We start from the raw sequence: 14,133 nt of genomic DNA on the forward strand, positions 1-14,133 counted from the left end.
GCGAATACATATGAAGAAGAAACAGTATGATTTTACACAAGGCAGTATCGCTAAACAGCTATTTTATTTTTCTGGACCGATATTACTAGCGAATTTATTACAAACCTCTTATCAATTTATCGATAGTTTATGGGTAGGGAATTTATTAGGAGCTACATCTTTAGGAGCAGTAGCTATTTCAGGGAGTATTCTTTTTGTAGTTCTTTCATTTATCATAGGTATAAATAATGCAGCACTGACCATTCTTTCTCAACAAAAAGGAAAACAAAACGAAAGAGGACTAGAGAGATACTTAAATGCCTTTGTCGTATTATTAACATTGATTTCTGTATTATTAGGTGTCTTAGGTTTTGTGTTTGCTGAGCAATTCTTACGTTTACTCGGGACTCCTGAAGTGATGATGAGTGATGCTATTACATACTTAAGAATCAATTTTTTTGGGATATGGTTTCTATTTGGATACAACTTTATTAGTACGGTGCTTCGGTCCTTGGGTGACAGTAAAACACCGTTATATTTTGTTACAGTCGCAGTTGGGTTAAATATTGTCCTTGACCCCTTGTTTATTTCTGTATTGGATTGGGGAATAGAGGGCGCAGCAATAGCTACGGTTCTATCACAAGCAGTCTCATTTATCAGTGGATTTACCTATGTTCTATGGAAAAAGTTAGCTCCGTTCACAATGCCAACGCTACCTGCAAAAGAGGAGATAAAACTAATTCTACATTTAGGTATCCCCTCTGGATTGCAAATGTCAGTGATTTCAGCAGGTTCAGCAGCTATTATAAGTGTCGTTGCAACACATGGTGAATCTGTAGTAGCTGGGTTTGGAGCTGCACAGCGGTTGGATAGTTTACTCATGTTACCTGCTCATGCATTAAGTACATCTGTTGCAAGTATGGCTGGCCAAAATATCGGGACGAAAAACTGGAAGAGAATACGCCAAATTGCCATTTATGGTGTAATCTATAATTTCGCTATTATGTTGGCAATTGGGATTATCGTTGCCATATTTGCTCAATATGGGGTTCGTTTATTTATTCGAGAACCGGAAGCGGTAGAATTTGGTACCCTTTATTTACAAATAGTTGCACTTTGTTATCCATTTTTAGGGATTAACTTTATATTAAATGGAATTGTGCGCGCAGCTGGTGCGATGTATCAAGTGCTTGTACTGAATGTAATTTCTTTTTGGATATTGCGTTATCCATTAACAGCTCTATTCTCCTCGTGGTTTGGGGAAATAGGAATTGCAATTGGTATGGGTGCTAGCTTCATGATAAGTAGTTTGTTCGCTATTTTCTATTATCGATATGGTAAATGGCGGCAGAAGGAATTGTTCAAGAATTAAATAACGGATTAAAGATTGGGAGGAGAACATGCTTCTATTAATTGGAATTATTTCCGGGTGTATCATTGGACTGTTTTTCTATTTGTGCCAATTAGTTACAAATAAACCTTTATATACCTTATTGATGAATATCGATTATTTCCCAATTATAGGTGAATGGCAACATCCACCACTATTTGAATTTAGTTATCATATTGGTGTATCGATTGTTCTCGTGTACACGTTAATCTTCTTTCTTCGTTTATGGAATTTGGAAGGTAAACTTTGGGCATATGTAAGTATAAGTGGATTAATCGGTTTATTCATTTACCCAACTACAGTTTTATCTGATCGTACCCCAGAACTTTATGATGGCTGGGCTGTAGTCATCTGGATAATCGGACACCTTATTTACGGGTTTTCTATAGGGTTATCTCAACAGTACTGTAACAAATCTTGAAGGAGAATGAAGATTGAATCGAAATACCTCTAAAAAGTGGAAATATACGACAAAACAACTATTCGGAATTAGTCTTCTACTTATTTTATCGTTAATTGTATTATCTTTGGTTACAAATTACATTGAAAATGAAGCTTCAGGTCCGATTCAAAAAGATGCTCTCCCAGAAATTAGTGAAAATATATGGGAGTATCACTCGATCGTTAGTAAATACGCCAAACAAAATGGAGTTGAAGAACATACACCAGTCATCCTTGCCATGATGATGCAAGAATCGGGAGGAAGAGGACTGGATCCGATGCAATCGTCTGAGAGTCTTTGTGGAGAGCGGAACTGTATAAAAGATCCTGACCTTTCCATACAGCAAGGTGTATCGTTCTTTGCACTAGCATTAGATAAAGCTGGCGGAGATATTGAATTGGCAGTACAAGCATATAATTTTGGGCATGGATTTATCGAATACGTCCAAGATAATGAAGGGGAGTACACACAAGAAGCGGCAATTACGTTCTCGCAAAAAATGTATGATCAATCCGGAAGAGATAATTCCATCTATACATGTAGAAGAGAAGAAGCGAAGGAACTTGAAGCATGTTATGGAGATATTTATTATGTTTCCTCTGTAATGGATTATAGGCTTGCGATAGAAAGACAGATTGGAAACTGATATGATGGAATAAATCATATGTTTTTAGGAGGAGAAGAAATGAGAAAAGCAATTCAAACAGAGAAAGCACCAGCTGCAATTGGACCTTATTCTCAAGCAATTCAAGCTGGTGATTTTCTTTATATTTCTGGACAAATTCCAATCAATCCAGCTAAAGGTGAGGTTGAAGAAGGAATAGAAAATCAAACAAAACAAGTATTAAGTAATTTAGAAGCTATTTTAGCAAAAGCAGAAGCTACATTTGATCATGTAGTAAAATTTACTATTTATCTATCATCTATGGAAGACTTTGAAGTTGTTAATGGAATATATGGAAAATATTTGCAAGAGCCATATCCAGCAAGAGCAACGGTAGAAGTGAGTCGTTTGCCAAAAGACGTATTAATTGAAATGGATCTTGTTGCATACGTAAAATAGACAATGTAGAGGAGGAATAGTATGGATAATTTTGTGTACCAAAATCCAACCAAACTAATTTTTGGGAAAGGACAAATTGAACAGCTTTCGAAAGAGATTGAGCCTTTTGGGAAGCGAGTTTTGATTGTTTATGGTGGAGGAAGCATAAAGCGTAATGGTATATACGATAATGTTCTTGCTGAACTTGGAAAAATAGAAGCAGCTGTATTTGAATTACCAGGTGTAGAGCCAAATCCACGTATTTCTACGGTTAAAAAGGGTGTAGAAATTTGTCGCCAAGAATCAATTGATTTTATATTAGCTGTCGGTGGCGGTAGTACAATTGATTGTACAAAAGCGATTGCAGTAGGTGCAGTTACTGAGGCTGATATGTGGGATGTTGTTACGAAAAAAGAAAAGGCACAGGGTGCTTTGCCATTTGGTACAATACTTACATTAGCTGCAACTGGTTCTGAAATGAATGCTGGATCTGTGATAACGAATTGGGAAACCAATGAAAAACATGGCTGGGGTTCTCCGTTTTCATTCCCTAAGTTTTCTATTTTAGATCCTGTCCATACATTTTCTGTGCCTCGTGATCAAACGATTTACGGCATTGTTGATATGATGTCTCACGTATTAGAGCATTATTTCCATCATACAACGAATACACCAATACAAGATCGTTGGTGCGAAGGAATATTGTTAACAATGATAGATACTGCTCCTAAACTATTAGACGATCCAGAAAACTATGAGTATCGATCAACAGCTATGTTAGGTGGTACGTTAGCGCTAAATAACATGCTGAATTTAGGTTATCATGGTGACTGGGCAACACATAACTTAGAGCATGCAGTTTCAGCTGTTCATGATATTCCACATGGTGGCGGATTGGCAATCTTATTCCCGCAGTGGATGCGACATGTATTAGATGAAGAAAATGCACCACGTTTTAAACAATTAGCTGTAAGAGTGTTTGATGTAGATGATCAAGGTAAGTCAGATAAAGAAGTTGCACTTGAAGGTATTGATAAGCTTCAAGAATTTTGGACAAATATCGGAGCTCCAACCAAGTTAAGTGATTATGATATTAATGAAGAGTCTGTCGGAGAAATGGCTGATAAAACGGTAATTGCTAGACCGGAATTCGGTAATTATAAAAAACTAACTAGGCAAGATTCTGTCGATATTTATAAGGCAAGTTTGTAATTTCCCGGGAAATAAATTGTCGGATAAAAAAAGAGCTTGTCGTGTATTATTCATACACGGCAAGCTCTTCTTTAATTTGCTTACGTATTTTATCTAGGCACTCTTCGGGAGTCTTACCAAAGATGCGTTTATTATTAACTAATGCATATGGTCTTACAGCACAAAGGCCACAAAAAGACAAGCATTCATTTGTTAGCACAGCTACCTCTGGAAATTCTTCCTCTAAGATAGACTCTATATCAATGGTAGTGATTGCATTTCCGTCACAAATTTCAACGACGATTATTCCCATTGCTATCACTTTCTTTCTATTAATAGTTTCTTGTTATTTTTAGCATATTTAATACAACAAATCAATTATTTAACTTAGAATATAGGATGAAGATCAGTTAGAGACAGAAGAAACCAAGTGAAATTGTATTTGAAAATCGCTTTAGAAGTATACTCAATTGATGAATTGAGTGACTAGATAGCTTTCCTTTTCATAAACTGAACCCCTAACTATTGGACAAAAATCCAACAATAGGGGTTCAGTTTATGAAAGAGTTTATTCGGTGTCTTACTTGAGCCTTCCTAAGTCGCTTACTTAGAAGAAGGATAAGAGTGAGAATGAGACCCACTTGGCTCATATTCATGGCGATACCATACATATAGCATGATAAGTCCACTTAGAATTAATAACATACTTGTTATTAAAAATACGGCAGAGAAACCAAACGAGGCAGCAATTGTTCCACCTAAAGCGGGTCCAATAATATTACCTAAGAAACGTAAACTTGTATTATAACCAAGAACTTCTCCTTGCATGGATAGAGGTGCTTCTTGACGAATATATGCAATTCGTAATGGGACAATCCCTCCAATAGATAGGCCGAGTAAGAAACGTAATATAACGAGTTGCCATATATTTGTTACAAACATTCCAGGTAAATATACAAATCCTGCAGCAAATAATAAAATAATGAGTATTTTTATATAACCATGATTATCTCCAATAATTCCCCAACGCCGTGCCATTAAAAGGTTACCTAATCCTGCGGCTGAAAAAGCAATCCCAGCAAAAAATGCAAGATTTACTGGACCATGTATCTCTGAAACAAACAGAGAAAGAATGGGCTGGATGCTAAAATGGGCAATCTGAACAAGTGCAGATAATAACATTACTACAAATAATACTGGTTTTTGTAGAATATGCTGCAATACTTCTTTTCTAGAATATCTCTTTGTATCTTCCTCGTCATTAGAAAATTTCATTTTTAATTCTTTAACTCCAAATAAAACGAGCAACCCAGAGATGAAAATAGTGACAGCAACCCATTTAAATGTACTCGTATATCCAAACGCATCTGCTAATGCTCCACCGAGCAAAGGACCCATAAGGGAACCAGTAATTGTACCCGTTTGAAGTGTACCTAGTACTTTACCTGCAATTTCTTTTGGTGTTTGTGTTGCAATAAATGCTTGTGACATAGGGATGAATCCTGTTACAATTCCCATGAATAAACGTAAAAGAAATAATTGCCAGACGGTATCGGTAAATCCCATTAAAAATACTGAAACACCAATTCCAAAAGCAGAAGCGATCATGATTTTTTTCCGTCCGTATCGATCGCCGATTCTTCCCCATATAGGAGAAAAGATAAAAGCTGTAATAAATGTAACAGCAAACGTTAACCCTGACCATGTCTGTACGTACCCTTCAGAAAAATCTCCCATTGACTCAATATATAAGGAGATAAAAGGGACAACCATGGTCATGCTTCCACTAATAAAAAAGTTTGCTAACCACATGATGACCAAGTTGCGCTGTACATCTTGATTGTTATGAATGATGTTCGAACCTTCTTTCTTGCCGATTTATTTCGTTAATCTAAATATACATAAACCCGAAATAAAAAGAAAGAATTCTGCTCAAAAAAAAATACGCTTAATTCCTGTCAGTTAAATTCTTTCGAGGTATAATATAAGATAGCTCATCTAATTCTAATAATTTCGAGACAAGCATAATATGGATTAGCTTGTGAGAAAGGGGTAAAAAAATGAAAACTACATTAAATATGATGAAGTATATTGCTTTAGGATTAATCTTGTTTGTAAGTTTTGCAATGCCTGTATCTGCAGATTCAACTACAATCATTATATATGGAGAAAAATTAACCGATAGCCAACGCTCTGAGGTAAAAGAGTTATTAGAAATATCAGATCAAGAGATGGTTGAAGAGCATGATGTAACTGGGCAAGATTATGCGGATTACATTAATGGTAACCCACGGTCAAATATGTATTCTTCAGCAGGTATTATTTTAGAATCACAAGGGACAGGATTAGAGGTTAACATCGTTACACCAGAAAATATCACTGAAGTAACAGAAGAGATGTATGAGAATGCATTACTTACTGCAGGTGCTGAAGATGCGACAGTGAACGTTGTATCACCAGTGCAAGTTTCTGGCCATTCTGCACTTACAGGTATTTATAAAGCCTATGATGTAGAGGGAGAGCAATTAGATAAAGAAAGAATGGAATTAGCTAATGAAGAGCTGAATGTTGCGACCGATCTTGTTGACAATGGTGACGTCAATCAAGAGGAAGTAAGTAATTTATTAACAGAAATAAAAAAAATGATTGCAGAACAAAATCCTGCGACTAGAGAAGATGTAGAACAAATTGTAAGTGAACAACTCGATAAATTAGAGATAAACTTAAGTGAACAAGATCGTCAAATGCTTGTTGATTTATTTGATAAAATGAAAGAGTTAGAAATAGATTTTGGAGCAGTCAAAGAGCAACTCGATAGTATTACAAATTCTATTGTCGAAAAGGCTGAAGATCTTGGGCTTGATCAAGGATTTTGGGATAAGGTAGCGAACTTCTTTAGAGATTTATTCCGATCTATAGGTAATTTATTTAGTTAATGGTGTGCTGACCAAACAATAGAGGGATAGATCGTTGACAACGATCTATCCCTCTATTGTTTGGTCTAAAATCGTAATTAGTAAAAAGTCAGTTCTAAATTAGAGATAAACGCAATTCCTGTTTTTGAACTGGCAATGGTGAAAGTAGAAATTCTTTGTTTAGTGCAATTTTAGATCTTTGGAACGAACGTTTTACAATCTGTCTCTTCACTTGTCGATGCTTGTCTACCCTTATGACTAACCACGTAAATAGCATCTGCCATGCACTTGTTTCCAACAGCCCAATACGTACAATTATTCACTTCACAGAGTACATCTTTTGCCAATTAAAACACCTCCTCCTTTTTATCATTAGCAACTAATGTATGTTTCATACAATACAACCAAAAGATTCACAATAAACTGAACATTCATTCTTTGTATAGATCCATTCCTGATGAAATTGTTCCTAACTATCTGCATGAGTTCTATATAACTTTGTGATTAGTAAAAAATTTTAATTATTACAGATTCCCTTGAATGAAGAAGTTTTGACATAATAGGAATATATAAGTATATAAATTTATCATTTCTATTACAATTGTAATAGTTTAAGAGTATAACGTAATTCTTGTAACTTACACTTAAACCTCCTGTAACTGTATTCCCCTTACCCCTGTGATAGGATAGAGGTTGTCAAAATTGAAGGAGGTTATCAGATGAGAAAACTAGTAGCAGCGTTATCAGCAAGTATCTTATTTACAGGCTTGGCTGCAACCACAGTTTCCGCTGAATCAACAGAACATGAAATCCAACCCGGAGAAAGTCTTTGGGAAATTGCAGACCAATATGATACAACAGTAGAAGAGTTAATGGATATAAATGATTTAAAATCAACCGTAGTTCATCCAAAGGATATGGTTTATCTTAATAATATATATACAGTTGAACGTGGAGATACGTTAACAAGTATTAGTGATGAGTTTGATGTCAAGGTTAATCAACTTAAGGATTGGAACAATCTTTCCACGGATTTAATTGTTATAGATCAAGAGTTATCCATAAAAGGAGAACTTGATACTAAAGAGAATAAAGAAACGCCACAACAAGAACAAAATACATCGGAACAACCAGAGGAACAACCAGAAGCTGAAGAAAGCAATGCTTCTGAATCAACAGAAGAATCTGCACCAGCGGGAGAAACTATCTCCATGTCAGCTACAGCATATACAGCAAAATGTGATGGCTGTTCTGGTGTCACTTACACAGGCATTGATCTAAATAGCAATCCAAATGCTAAAGTTGTTGCAGTTGACCCTAATGTTATACCATTAGGTTCTGAAGTTTATGTCGATGGATATGGCTATGCAACAGCTGCAGATATTGGCGGCGCAATTAACGGTAATAAAATTGATCTTCATGTTCCAACAAAAGAAGAAGCGAACAACTATGGTGTACAACAAGTAGACGTGACTATTGTAGAGTAATAATAGTCAATCCTATACAAAAAGGGAACCTTTATTCATAAAGGTTCCCTTTTTGGGTATTTTAAAACAAGAGATTTATATTAAAGTTGTATTTCGGTTGAATGAGTTGATTTTTCTTCAATTACTTCATTTGGCTCATCACTCAAACCGTTATAACCAATAACTCCGATAGTAACAATAATACAAATAAACAAAGCAAGTAGTATCTTTCTCATGGTGCTATCCCCCAAAGTTAATTTCCTATTTTCAGTATAAGGGAAAATAACTGACTTTTCTACATAGAAATCGTATTTATAAATAGGTAATTATAGACAGTAACAATAGGGCATTATTAAACATTTTAATTGGTTTATGGTAAACTGAGAGAGGTTGATAAATTCTCTCAATCTTAAGGAGGATGATTTAGATGACAAGTAGTAAATTAGATCAATTTTTACAAGAAAATATTTCCGATTTGAAAGAACGTGGACTATATAATGAAATTGATACAGTGCAAGGTGCAAATGGTCCTGAGATAACAATTGAAGGGAAAAAACTCATCAACCTTTCCTCTAATAATTATCTAGGACTTGCGACTAATAATGAAATGAAGGAAGTAGCCAAAAAAGCTATTGATTCTCACGGTGTCGGAGCAGGGGCTGTAAGAACCATTAATGGAACGTTAGATTTACATATTGAGTTAGAAAAGACAATCGCTCAATTCAAAGGAACCGAAGCAGCAATCGCTTATCAATCTGGCTTTAATTGTAATATGGCGGCAATTTCTGGTGTTATGGATAAAAATGATGCCATCTTATCCGATTCACTGAATCATGCGTCTATTATTGATGGATGTCGTTTATCAAAAGCGAAAATCATTCGATTTGAACATTCGGACATGAAAGATTTACGTCAGAAAGCGAAGGAAGCAGTAGAGTCTGGGCAATATAATAAGATTATGGTAATTACAGATGGTGTGTTCTCAATGGATGGAGATATTGCAAAACTTCCTGAAATTGTAGACATCGCTGAAGAATTCGACTTAATTACTTATGTAGATGATGCGCACGGATCTGGTGTTACCGGTGATGGAGCGGGTACAGTTAAACATTTTGGCTTGCAAGATAAAGTAGATATGCAGATGGGGACTTTATCAAAAGCGATTGGAGTTATTGGTGGTTATGTAGCTGGAAAACAATCATTAATTGATTGGTTAAAAGTACGTTCACGTCCATTCTTGTTCTCCACCGCAGTATCTCCAGCTGACGCAGTTGCAAGTAAAAAAGCTATTGAAATGTTAATGGAAAGTACAGAATTAAATGAGAAATTATGGGAAAACGGTGATTACTTAAAACAAGGTCTAAAAGACTTAGGTTTTGATATTGGGGAAAGTGAAACTCCAATTACCCCGTGTATCATTGGAGATGAGAAGAAAGCACAAGAGTTTTGTAAGCGCCTATATGAAGAAGGCGTGTATGCAAAATCGATCGTATTCCCAACAGTTCCAAGGGGAACAGGCCGAGTGAGGAATATGCCTACTGCAGCACATACAAAAGAAATGCTCGATGATGCGATTGCCACCTACAAAAAAATTGGGAAAGAAATGAAGCTTATTTAATGAATGACAGTAAGAGGAGATTTATACTATGAAAAAGATTTTAGTTACAGGAGCCTTAGGACAAATTGGTTCCGAGTTAACAGGAATGCTTCGTCGTATCTATGGAGACGATAAAGTTATTGCCACAGATTTAAGAGAACCAGAAGGCGATTTCCAAGGGCCTTTCGAAGTAGTGGATGTAACAAATGGTGAGCAATTATTTGAAGTTGCAAAAAAACATAAAGTTGACTCCGTGATGCATTTAGCCGCATTGCTCTCTGCTAAAGCAGAGGCTTTCCCTAAAATGGCTTGGGATATAAATATGGGTGGATTATTAAATGCGTTGGAGACCGCGAAAGAATTAGATTTAAAATTTTTCACTCCAAGTTCTATAGGCGCGTTTGGTCCATCAACTCCTCGCGATCAAACACCACAAGATACATTACAACGTCCGACGACAATGTATGGTGTGAATAAAGTATCTGGGGAATTGCTATGCGATTATTATCATTCTCGTTTTGGAGTAGATACACGTGGTGTCCGCTTCCCAGGATTAATTTCATATGTAGCTCCTCCTGGAGGCGGAACAACAGACTATGCAGTGGAGATCTATTACGAAGCCATTCGTAAAGGTTCTTATGAGTCGTATATTTCGAAAGGAACGTATATGGATATGATGTATATGCCCGATGCATTAAATGCGATTGTTAAATTAATGGAAGCTAATCCAAATAAATTGGTACATCGTAATGCATTTAATATCGCAGCAATTTCAGCTGCACCAGAAGATTTTGCTAAAGCGATTAAGAAGCATATGCCTGATTTTAAAATGTCTTATTCCGTAGACCCTATTCGCCAATCGATAGCGGATAGTTGGCCAAATTCCATATCTGCTGATGCAGCAGCGGCAGAATGGGGATTTGAAGCAAAGTATGACATCGATCGTATGACCACTGATATGCTAAATAAAGTCCGTAAAAAAATCAATGCATAATAAAAACGCGTCTTTGCTTGATATCAAAAAATGAAATAAAGATGAATTACCTATTAGGCCGCTTTTGTTCCATCAATAATTGGAATGAAGCGGTCTGTTTTTTTATTCGATACTTATCGGGAGGGCTTAACCCTGTTTGTGAACATGAGTTAAATTGTTACATAGACGATCCTATAAACGAAAACAAAGCGAGGAATCGTAAAAAGTAGTAAATAGACATGCTCAATAAACGAAAACAGAATGAGAAATCGCAAAAGGTAGTGAATAGACGTGCTCTATAAACGAAAACAGAACGAGAAATCGCAAAAAGTAGTAAATAGACGTGCTCAATAAACGAAAACAGAACGAGAAATCGTAAAATGTAGTGAATAGAATTCCTTTAAACCCAAAACAGCTCGACAAAGCTATTAAGAAATCGATACAGTATTATACCGCGGATTATCTTCCTATATATAACTTCCACTTTATTTCACATACATTTCTCGATGCAATGCAAAAACACCTTCGAAAGGGCACTAGTGATAGTTACAATATCGAAGGTGTGTTTAATAATATTAGTGTCTCTCTAAATTAGAGAGGGCTATTTATGATGCGTACATTTTTTGGATGCGGTCTTGTAGTTCTTTATCACGAGCATATTCATCGTAAGAAATTTCTTTGTCGATAATGCCAGATGGTGTAATTTCAATTAATCGATTTGCGATACTATTAATGAATTCATGGTCATGTGATGTGAAAATTAATGAACCTTTAAACCGAATCAAACCATTATTTAGTGATTGAATCGACTCTAAATCTAAGTGGTTTGTTGGCTCATCAAGTAATAGCACGTTCGCATGTGAAAGCATCATTTTTGAGAGCATGCAACGAACTTTTTCTCCACCAGATAATACGTTGGCCTTTTTCTTCGCCTCTTCGCCAGAGAATAGCATACGTCCCAAGAACCCACGTAAGAACGTTTCAGTTTCATCCTCTGGGGAGTACTGACGTAACCAATCTACTAATGGTAAATTGCTTCCTTCGAAGTACTCTGAGTTATCTTTCGGGAAGTAGGACTGAGAAGTTGTAATCCCCCATTTAAAAGAACCTTCATCTGGTTCTAATTCACCAGCAAGAATCTGTAATAACGTAGTATTGGCAATATCATTCTTACCAATTAATGCTACTTTATCATTTGGATTCAACGTAAAGCTAATGTTGTCTAAAACTTTTACACCGTTAATGGACTTAGATAGACCTTGTACTTGTAGCAAGTCATTTCCAATTTCTCTCTCTGGTGTAAATGCAATGTAAGGGTATTTACGTGAAGATGGCTTAATATCCTCTAACGTAATATTATCCAACATTTTTTTACGAGAAGTTGCTTGTTTTGATTTAGAAGCATTCGCACTAAACCTTGCGATAAACTCTTTTAGTTCATTCATTTTTTCTTCTTTTTTCTTATTGGCTTCTTGTGCCATTTTTGATGCAAGCTGGCTAGATTCATACCAAAAATCATAGTTTCCAACATAAATTTGTATCTTTCCATAGTCAACGTCTGCGATATGCGTACATACTTTGTTTAAAAAGTGTCGGTCATGGGATACTACAATAACTGTATTCTCAAAGTTAATAAGGAACTCCTCTAACCATTGGATTGCTTGAATATCCAAACCGTTTGTCGGCTCATCCAGTAATAGAATATCAGGATTACCGAATAATGCTTGGGCAAGAAGAACTTTTACTTTTTGTTCTTCAGGAATATCTGACATCAATTTGTCGTGAATGGATTCATCAATACCAAGACCTTTTAATAATACAGCTGCATCAGATTCTGCTTCCCAACCATTCATTTCAGCAAAATCACCTTCAAGTTCAGCAGCGCGAATTCCGTCTTCTTCAGAGAAATCTTCTTTCATATAAATTGCATCTTTTTCCTGTTTTACTTTATATAGGCGTTCGTGTCCCATAAGCACAGTCTCTAAAACTGGATGTTCTTCATATGCAAAGTGATCCTGTTTTAAAACAGTTAGTCTCTGCCCAGGTGCCATAGATACATTACCAGATTGTGGTTCTACTTCACCGGAAAGTATCTTAAGAAACGTTGATTTCCCTGCTCCATTTGCTCCAATTACTCCATAGCAATTGCCTGGAGTGAATTTTAAATTCACGTCTTCAAAAAGTTTTTTATCTCCATATCGTAAACTAACATTCGTAACGTTAATCATTATTAATTGCCTCCAGAAAAAAAGTATCAAATTCAGCTTACGCCATTTGTAGCTACAATGCAAGATGGGACTTAGGAATTAGTTAAATTGTGTATGCATATTTGGATAAAACTGCATAAATTAAAAGTAATATTAAAAATTTATAAAAAATTAACTTGTACAACTAGGTACTTTTGTATATAGTAATACAAAGAGATGCGTCCTAAGCAAAGGGGGTAAGGGGAATGTGTGAAAGGACGGTATATTTATTATTTACAGATACGGGAAGTTATCTTTCTAGAGCTATAAATTTATATACGAAAAAACCTTTAAATCATGTGTCGATAGGATTTGATGAAGAATTAACCGAATTATATAGTTTTGGAAGAAAACAACCAAATAATCCGTTTATTGGTGGTTTCGTTAAGGAAGATATAAAAAATCCATTTATGCGATACTCGCCCTGTGCGATCTATTGTTTCCAAGTATCTGATGAAGAATATTTTAGTATAAAAAAACATATTAGAGATATAGAAAATCAACAAAGTATATATCGTTATAATTTTATAGGTTTGTTTGGAGTAATGTTCCATATTAGAATTAATCGAAAATCAGCATATTTCTGTTCTCAATTTGTAGCAACAGTACTACAACATATCTCATCTTTTAAGTTCCAAAAGCCTCCTTATTTTACCACACCATCTGATTTACGTGAACTACAAGGGATCGAATTATTATATGAAGGAACATTAGATGATTACTGCGGTTTAAAAAAGAATATAGAGAAGCAATCATTATCGATTTTATAATATTATCTTATTAAAAAAAGAACCTATGTGGATGTTCTTGTTTAGACAAACAGATTAAAAACGCTGTGTTGCCTTAAAAGGAGAATTTAAATTATCCAAATAGGTTCTTTTTATTGATGTCT

The 14,133-nt window shown here is 35.5% G+C and carries 15 protein-coding genes; 10 read left to right on the plus strand and 5 right to left on the minus strand.

Going from position 1 to position 14,133, the window contains the following annotated elements:
• The first annotated feature begins 10 nt into the window (after positions 1–10).
• The 5 genes from ABC346_RS06515 to ABC346_RS06535 are packed head-to-tail and all read left to right on the plus strand — an operon-like array spanning position 11 to position 4,065.
• Entirely contained in the window at positions 11–1,351 is a 1,341-nt protein-coding gene (locus ABC346_RS06515; protein WP_413234077.1) for an MATE family efflux transporter, read from the plus strand.
• A 28-nt stretch (positions 1,352–1,379) separates the two neighbouring features.
• Positions 1,380–1,790 carry a hypothetical protein gene (locus ABC346_RS06520; protein ID WP_413234078.1) on the plus strand — a complete coding sequence of 137 codons (411 nt, stop codon included), beginning with the start codon at positions 1,380–1,382 and terminating at the stop codon, positions 1,788–1,790.
• A gap of 13 nt (positions 1,791–1,803) precedes the next feature.
• Positions 1,804–2,457, plus strand: coding sequence for a lysozyme family protein (locus ABC346_RS06525; RefSeq protein ID WP_413234079.1), 654 nt, complete (start codon positions 1,804–1,806; stop codon positions 2,455–2,457).
• Between the two features lie 39 nt (positions 2,458–2,496).
• Positions 2,497–2,874: a RidA family protein gene (locus ABC346_RS06530; RefSeq protein WP_413234080.1), complete on the plus strand. Its 378-nt coding sequence runs from the start codon at positions 2,497–2,499 to the stop codon at positions 2,872–2,874.
• Positions 2,875–2,895: 21 nt separating this feature from the next.
• Complete coding sequence (locus ABC346_RS06535) at positions 2,896–4,065, plus strand: iron-containing alcohol dehydrogenase (RefSeq protein WP_413234081.1); 1,170 nt, start codon at positions 2,896–2,898, stop codon at positions 4,063–4,065.
• A gap of 46 nt (positions 4,066–4,111) precedes the next feature.
• Here the strand turns inward: ABC346_RS06535 and ABC346_RS06540 are convergent, their stop codons facing one another.
• Positions 4,112–4,357 carry a YuzB family protein gene (locus tag ABC346_RS06540; RefSeq protein WP_413234082.1) on the minus strand — a complete coding sequence of 82 codons (246 nt, stop codon included), beginning with the start codon at positions 4,355–4,357 and terminating at the stop codon, positions 4,112–4,114.
• Positions 4,358–4,647: 290 nt separating this feature from the next.
• Positions 4,648–5,856, minus strand: a complete 1,209-nt coding sequence (locus tag ABC346_RS06545; protein WP_413236522.1) for an MFS transporter — start codon at positions 5,854–5,856, stop codon at positions 4,648–4,650.
• A 248-nt stretch (positions 5,857–6,104) separates the two neighbouring features.
• Between ABC346_RS06545 and ABC346_RS06550 the strand changes: the two genes are divergently transcribed.
• Positions 6,105–6,980, plus strand: coding sequence for a DUF1002 domain-containing protein (locus ABC346_RS06550; RefSeq protein ID WP_413234083.1), 876 nt, complete (start codon positions 6,105–6,107; stop codon positions 6,978–6,980).
• A gap of 170 nt (positions 6,981–7,150) precedes the next feature.
• Here the strand turns inward: ABC346_RS06550 and ABC346_RS06555 are convergent, their stop codons facing one another.
• A complete protein-coding gene (locus tag ABC346_RS06555; RefSeq protein WP_070097415.1) occupies positions 7,151–7,306 on the minus strand; it encodes a DUF1540 domain-containing protein in 156 nt (51 codons plus the stop codon).
• 372 nt (positions 7,307–7,678) lie between these two features.
• On the opposite strand from ABC346_RS06555, the gene ABC346_RS06560 reads away from it, so the two are divergent.
• Positions 7,679–8,446, plus strand: a complete 768-nt coding sequence (locus tag ABC346_RS06560) for a LysM peptidoglycan-binding domain-containing protein (RefSeq protein WP_413234084.1) — start codon at positions 7,679–7,681, stop codon at positions 8,444–8,446.
• Between the two features lie 80 nt (positions 8,447–8,526).
• Here ABC346_RS06560 and ABC346_RS06565 read toward each other — a convergent pair whose 3' ends face one another.
• Positions 8,527–8,661, minus strand: coding sequence for a hypothetical protein (locus ABC346_RS06565; RefSeq protein WP_413234085.1), 135 nt, complete (start codon positions 8,659–8,661; stop codon positions 8,527–8,529).
• Positions 8,662–8,852: 191 nt separating this feature from the next.
• Between ABC346_RS06565 and ABC346_RS06570 the strand changes: the two genes are divergently transcribed.
• Entirely contained in the window at positions 8,853–10,043 is a 1,191-nt protein-coding gene (locus ABC346_RS06570; RefSeq protein WP_413234086.1) for a glycine C-acetyltransferase, read from the plus strand.
• A 28-nt stretch (positions 10,044–10,071) separates the two neighbouring features.
• Entirely contained in the window at positions 10,072–11,016 is a 945-nt protein-coding gene (locus tag ABC346_RS06575) for an L-threonine 3-dehydrogenase (protein ID WP_413234087.1), read from the plus strand.
• 584 nt (positions 11,017–11,600) lie between these two features.
• Here the strand turns inward: ABC346_RS06575 and ABC346_RS06580 are convergent.
• Positions 11,601–13,223, minus strand: coding sequence for an ABC-F family ATP-binding cassette domain-containing protein (locus tag ABC346_RS06580; protein ID WP_413234088.1), 1,623 nt, complete (start codon positions 13,221–13,223; stop codon positions 11,601–11,603).
• Between the two features lie 224 nt (positions 13,224–13,447).
• Between ABC346_RS06580 and ABC346_RS06585 the strand changes: the two genes are divergently transcribed.
• The gene (locus tag ABC346_RS06585; RefSeq protein WP_413234089.1) at positions 13,448–14,011 is read left to right on the plus strand and encodes a hypothetical protein; all 564 of its coding nucleotides are present in this window, start codon (positions 13,448–13,450) and stop codon (positions 14,009–14,011) included.
• Positions 14,012–14,133 lie beyond the last annotated feature (122 nt).

Source organism: Oceanobacillus phoenicis, from assembly GCF_047238145.1.
GTDB lineage: Bacteria > Bacillota > Bacilli > Bacillales > Amphibacillaceae > Oceanobacillus.

Bases quoted from the DNA above. Each gene is read 5' to 3' on its own strand.
- ABC346_RS06550 (WP_413234083.1), top strand. From the start codon at position 6,105: ATGAAAACTACATTAAATATGATGAAGTATATTGCTTTAGGATTAATC.
- ABC346_RS06560 (WP_413234084.1), top strand. From the start codon at position 7,679: ATGAGAAAACTAGTAGCAGCGTTATCAGCAAGTATCTTATTTACAGGC.
- ABC346_RS06535 (WP_413234081.1), top strand. From the start codon at position 2,896: ATGGATAATTTTGTGTACCAAAATCCAACCAAACTAATTTTTGGGAAA.
- ABC346_RS06585 (WP_413234089.1), top strand. From the start codon at position 13,448: ATGTGTGAAAGGACGGTATATTTATTATTTACAGATACGGGAAGTTAT.
- ABC346_RS06530 (WP_413234080.1), top strand. From the start codon at position 2,497: ATGAGAAAAGCAATTCAAACAGAGAAAGCACCAGCTGCAATTGGACCT.
- ABC346_RS06570 (WP_413234086.1), top strand. From the start codon at position 8,853: ATGACAAGTAGTAAATTAGATCAATTTTTACAAGAAAATATTTCCGAT.
- ABC346_RS06580 (WP_413234088.1), bottom strand. From the start codon at position 13,223: ATGATTAACGTTACGAATGTTAGTTTACGATATGGAGATAAAAAACTT.
- ABC346_RS06565 (WP_413234085.1), bottom strand. From the start codon at position 8,661: ATGAGAAAGATACTACTTGCTTTGTTTATTTGTATTATTGTTACTATC.
- ABC346_RS06520 (WP_413234078.1), top strand. From the start codon at position 1,380: ATGCTTCTATTAATTGGAATTATTTCCGGGTGTATCATTGGACTGTTT.
- ABC346_RS06515 (WP_413234077.1), top strand. From the start codon at position 11: ATGAAGAAGAAACAGTATGATTTTACACAAGGCAGTATCGCTAAACAG.
- ABC346_RS06540 (WP_413234082.1), bottom strand. From the start codon at position 4,357: ATGGGAATAATCGTCGTTGAAATTTGTGACGGAAATGCAATCACTACC.
- ABC346_RS06575 (WP_413234087.1), top strand. From the start codon at position 10,072: ATGAAAAAGATTTTAGTTACAGGAGCCTTAGGACAAATTGGTTCCGAG.
- ABC346_RS06545 (WP_413236522.1), bottom strand. From the start codon at position 5,856: ATGTGGTTAGCAAACTTTTTTATTAGTGGAAGCATGACCATGGTTGTC.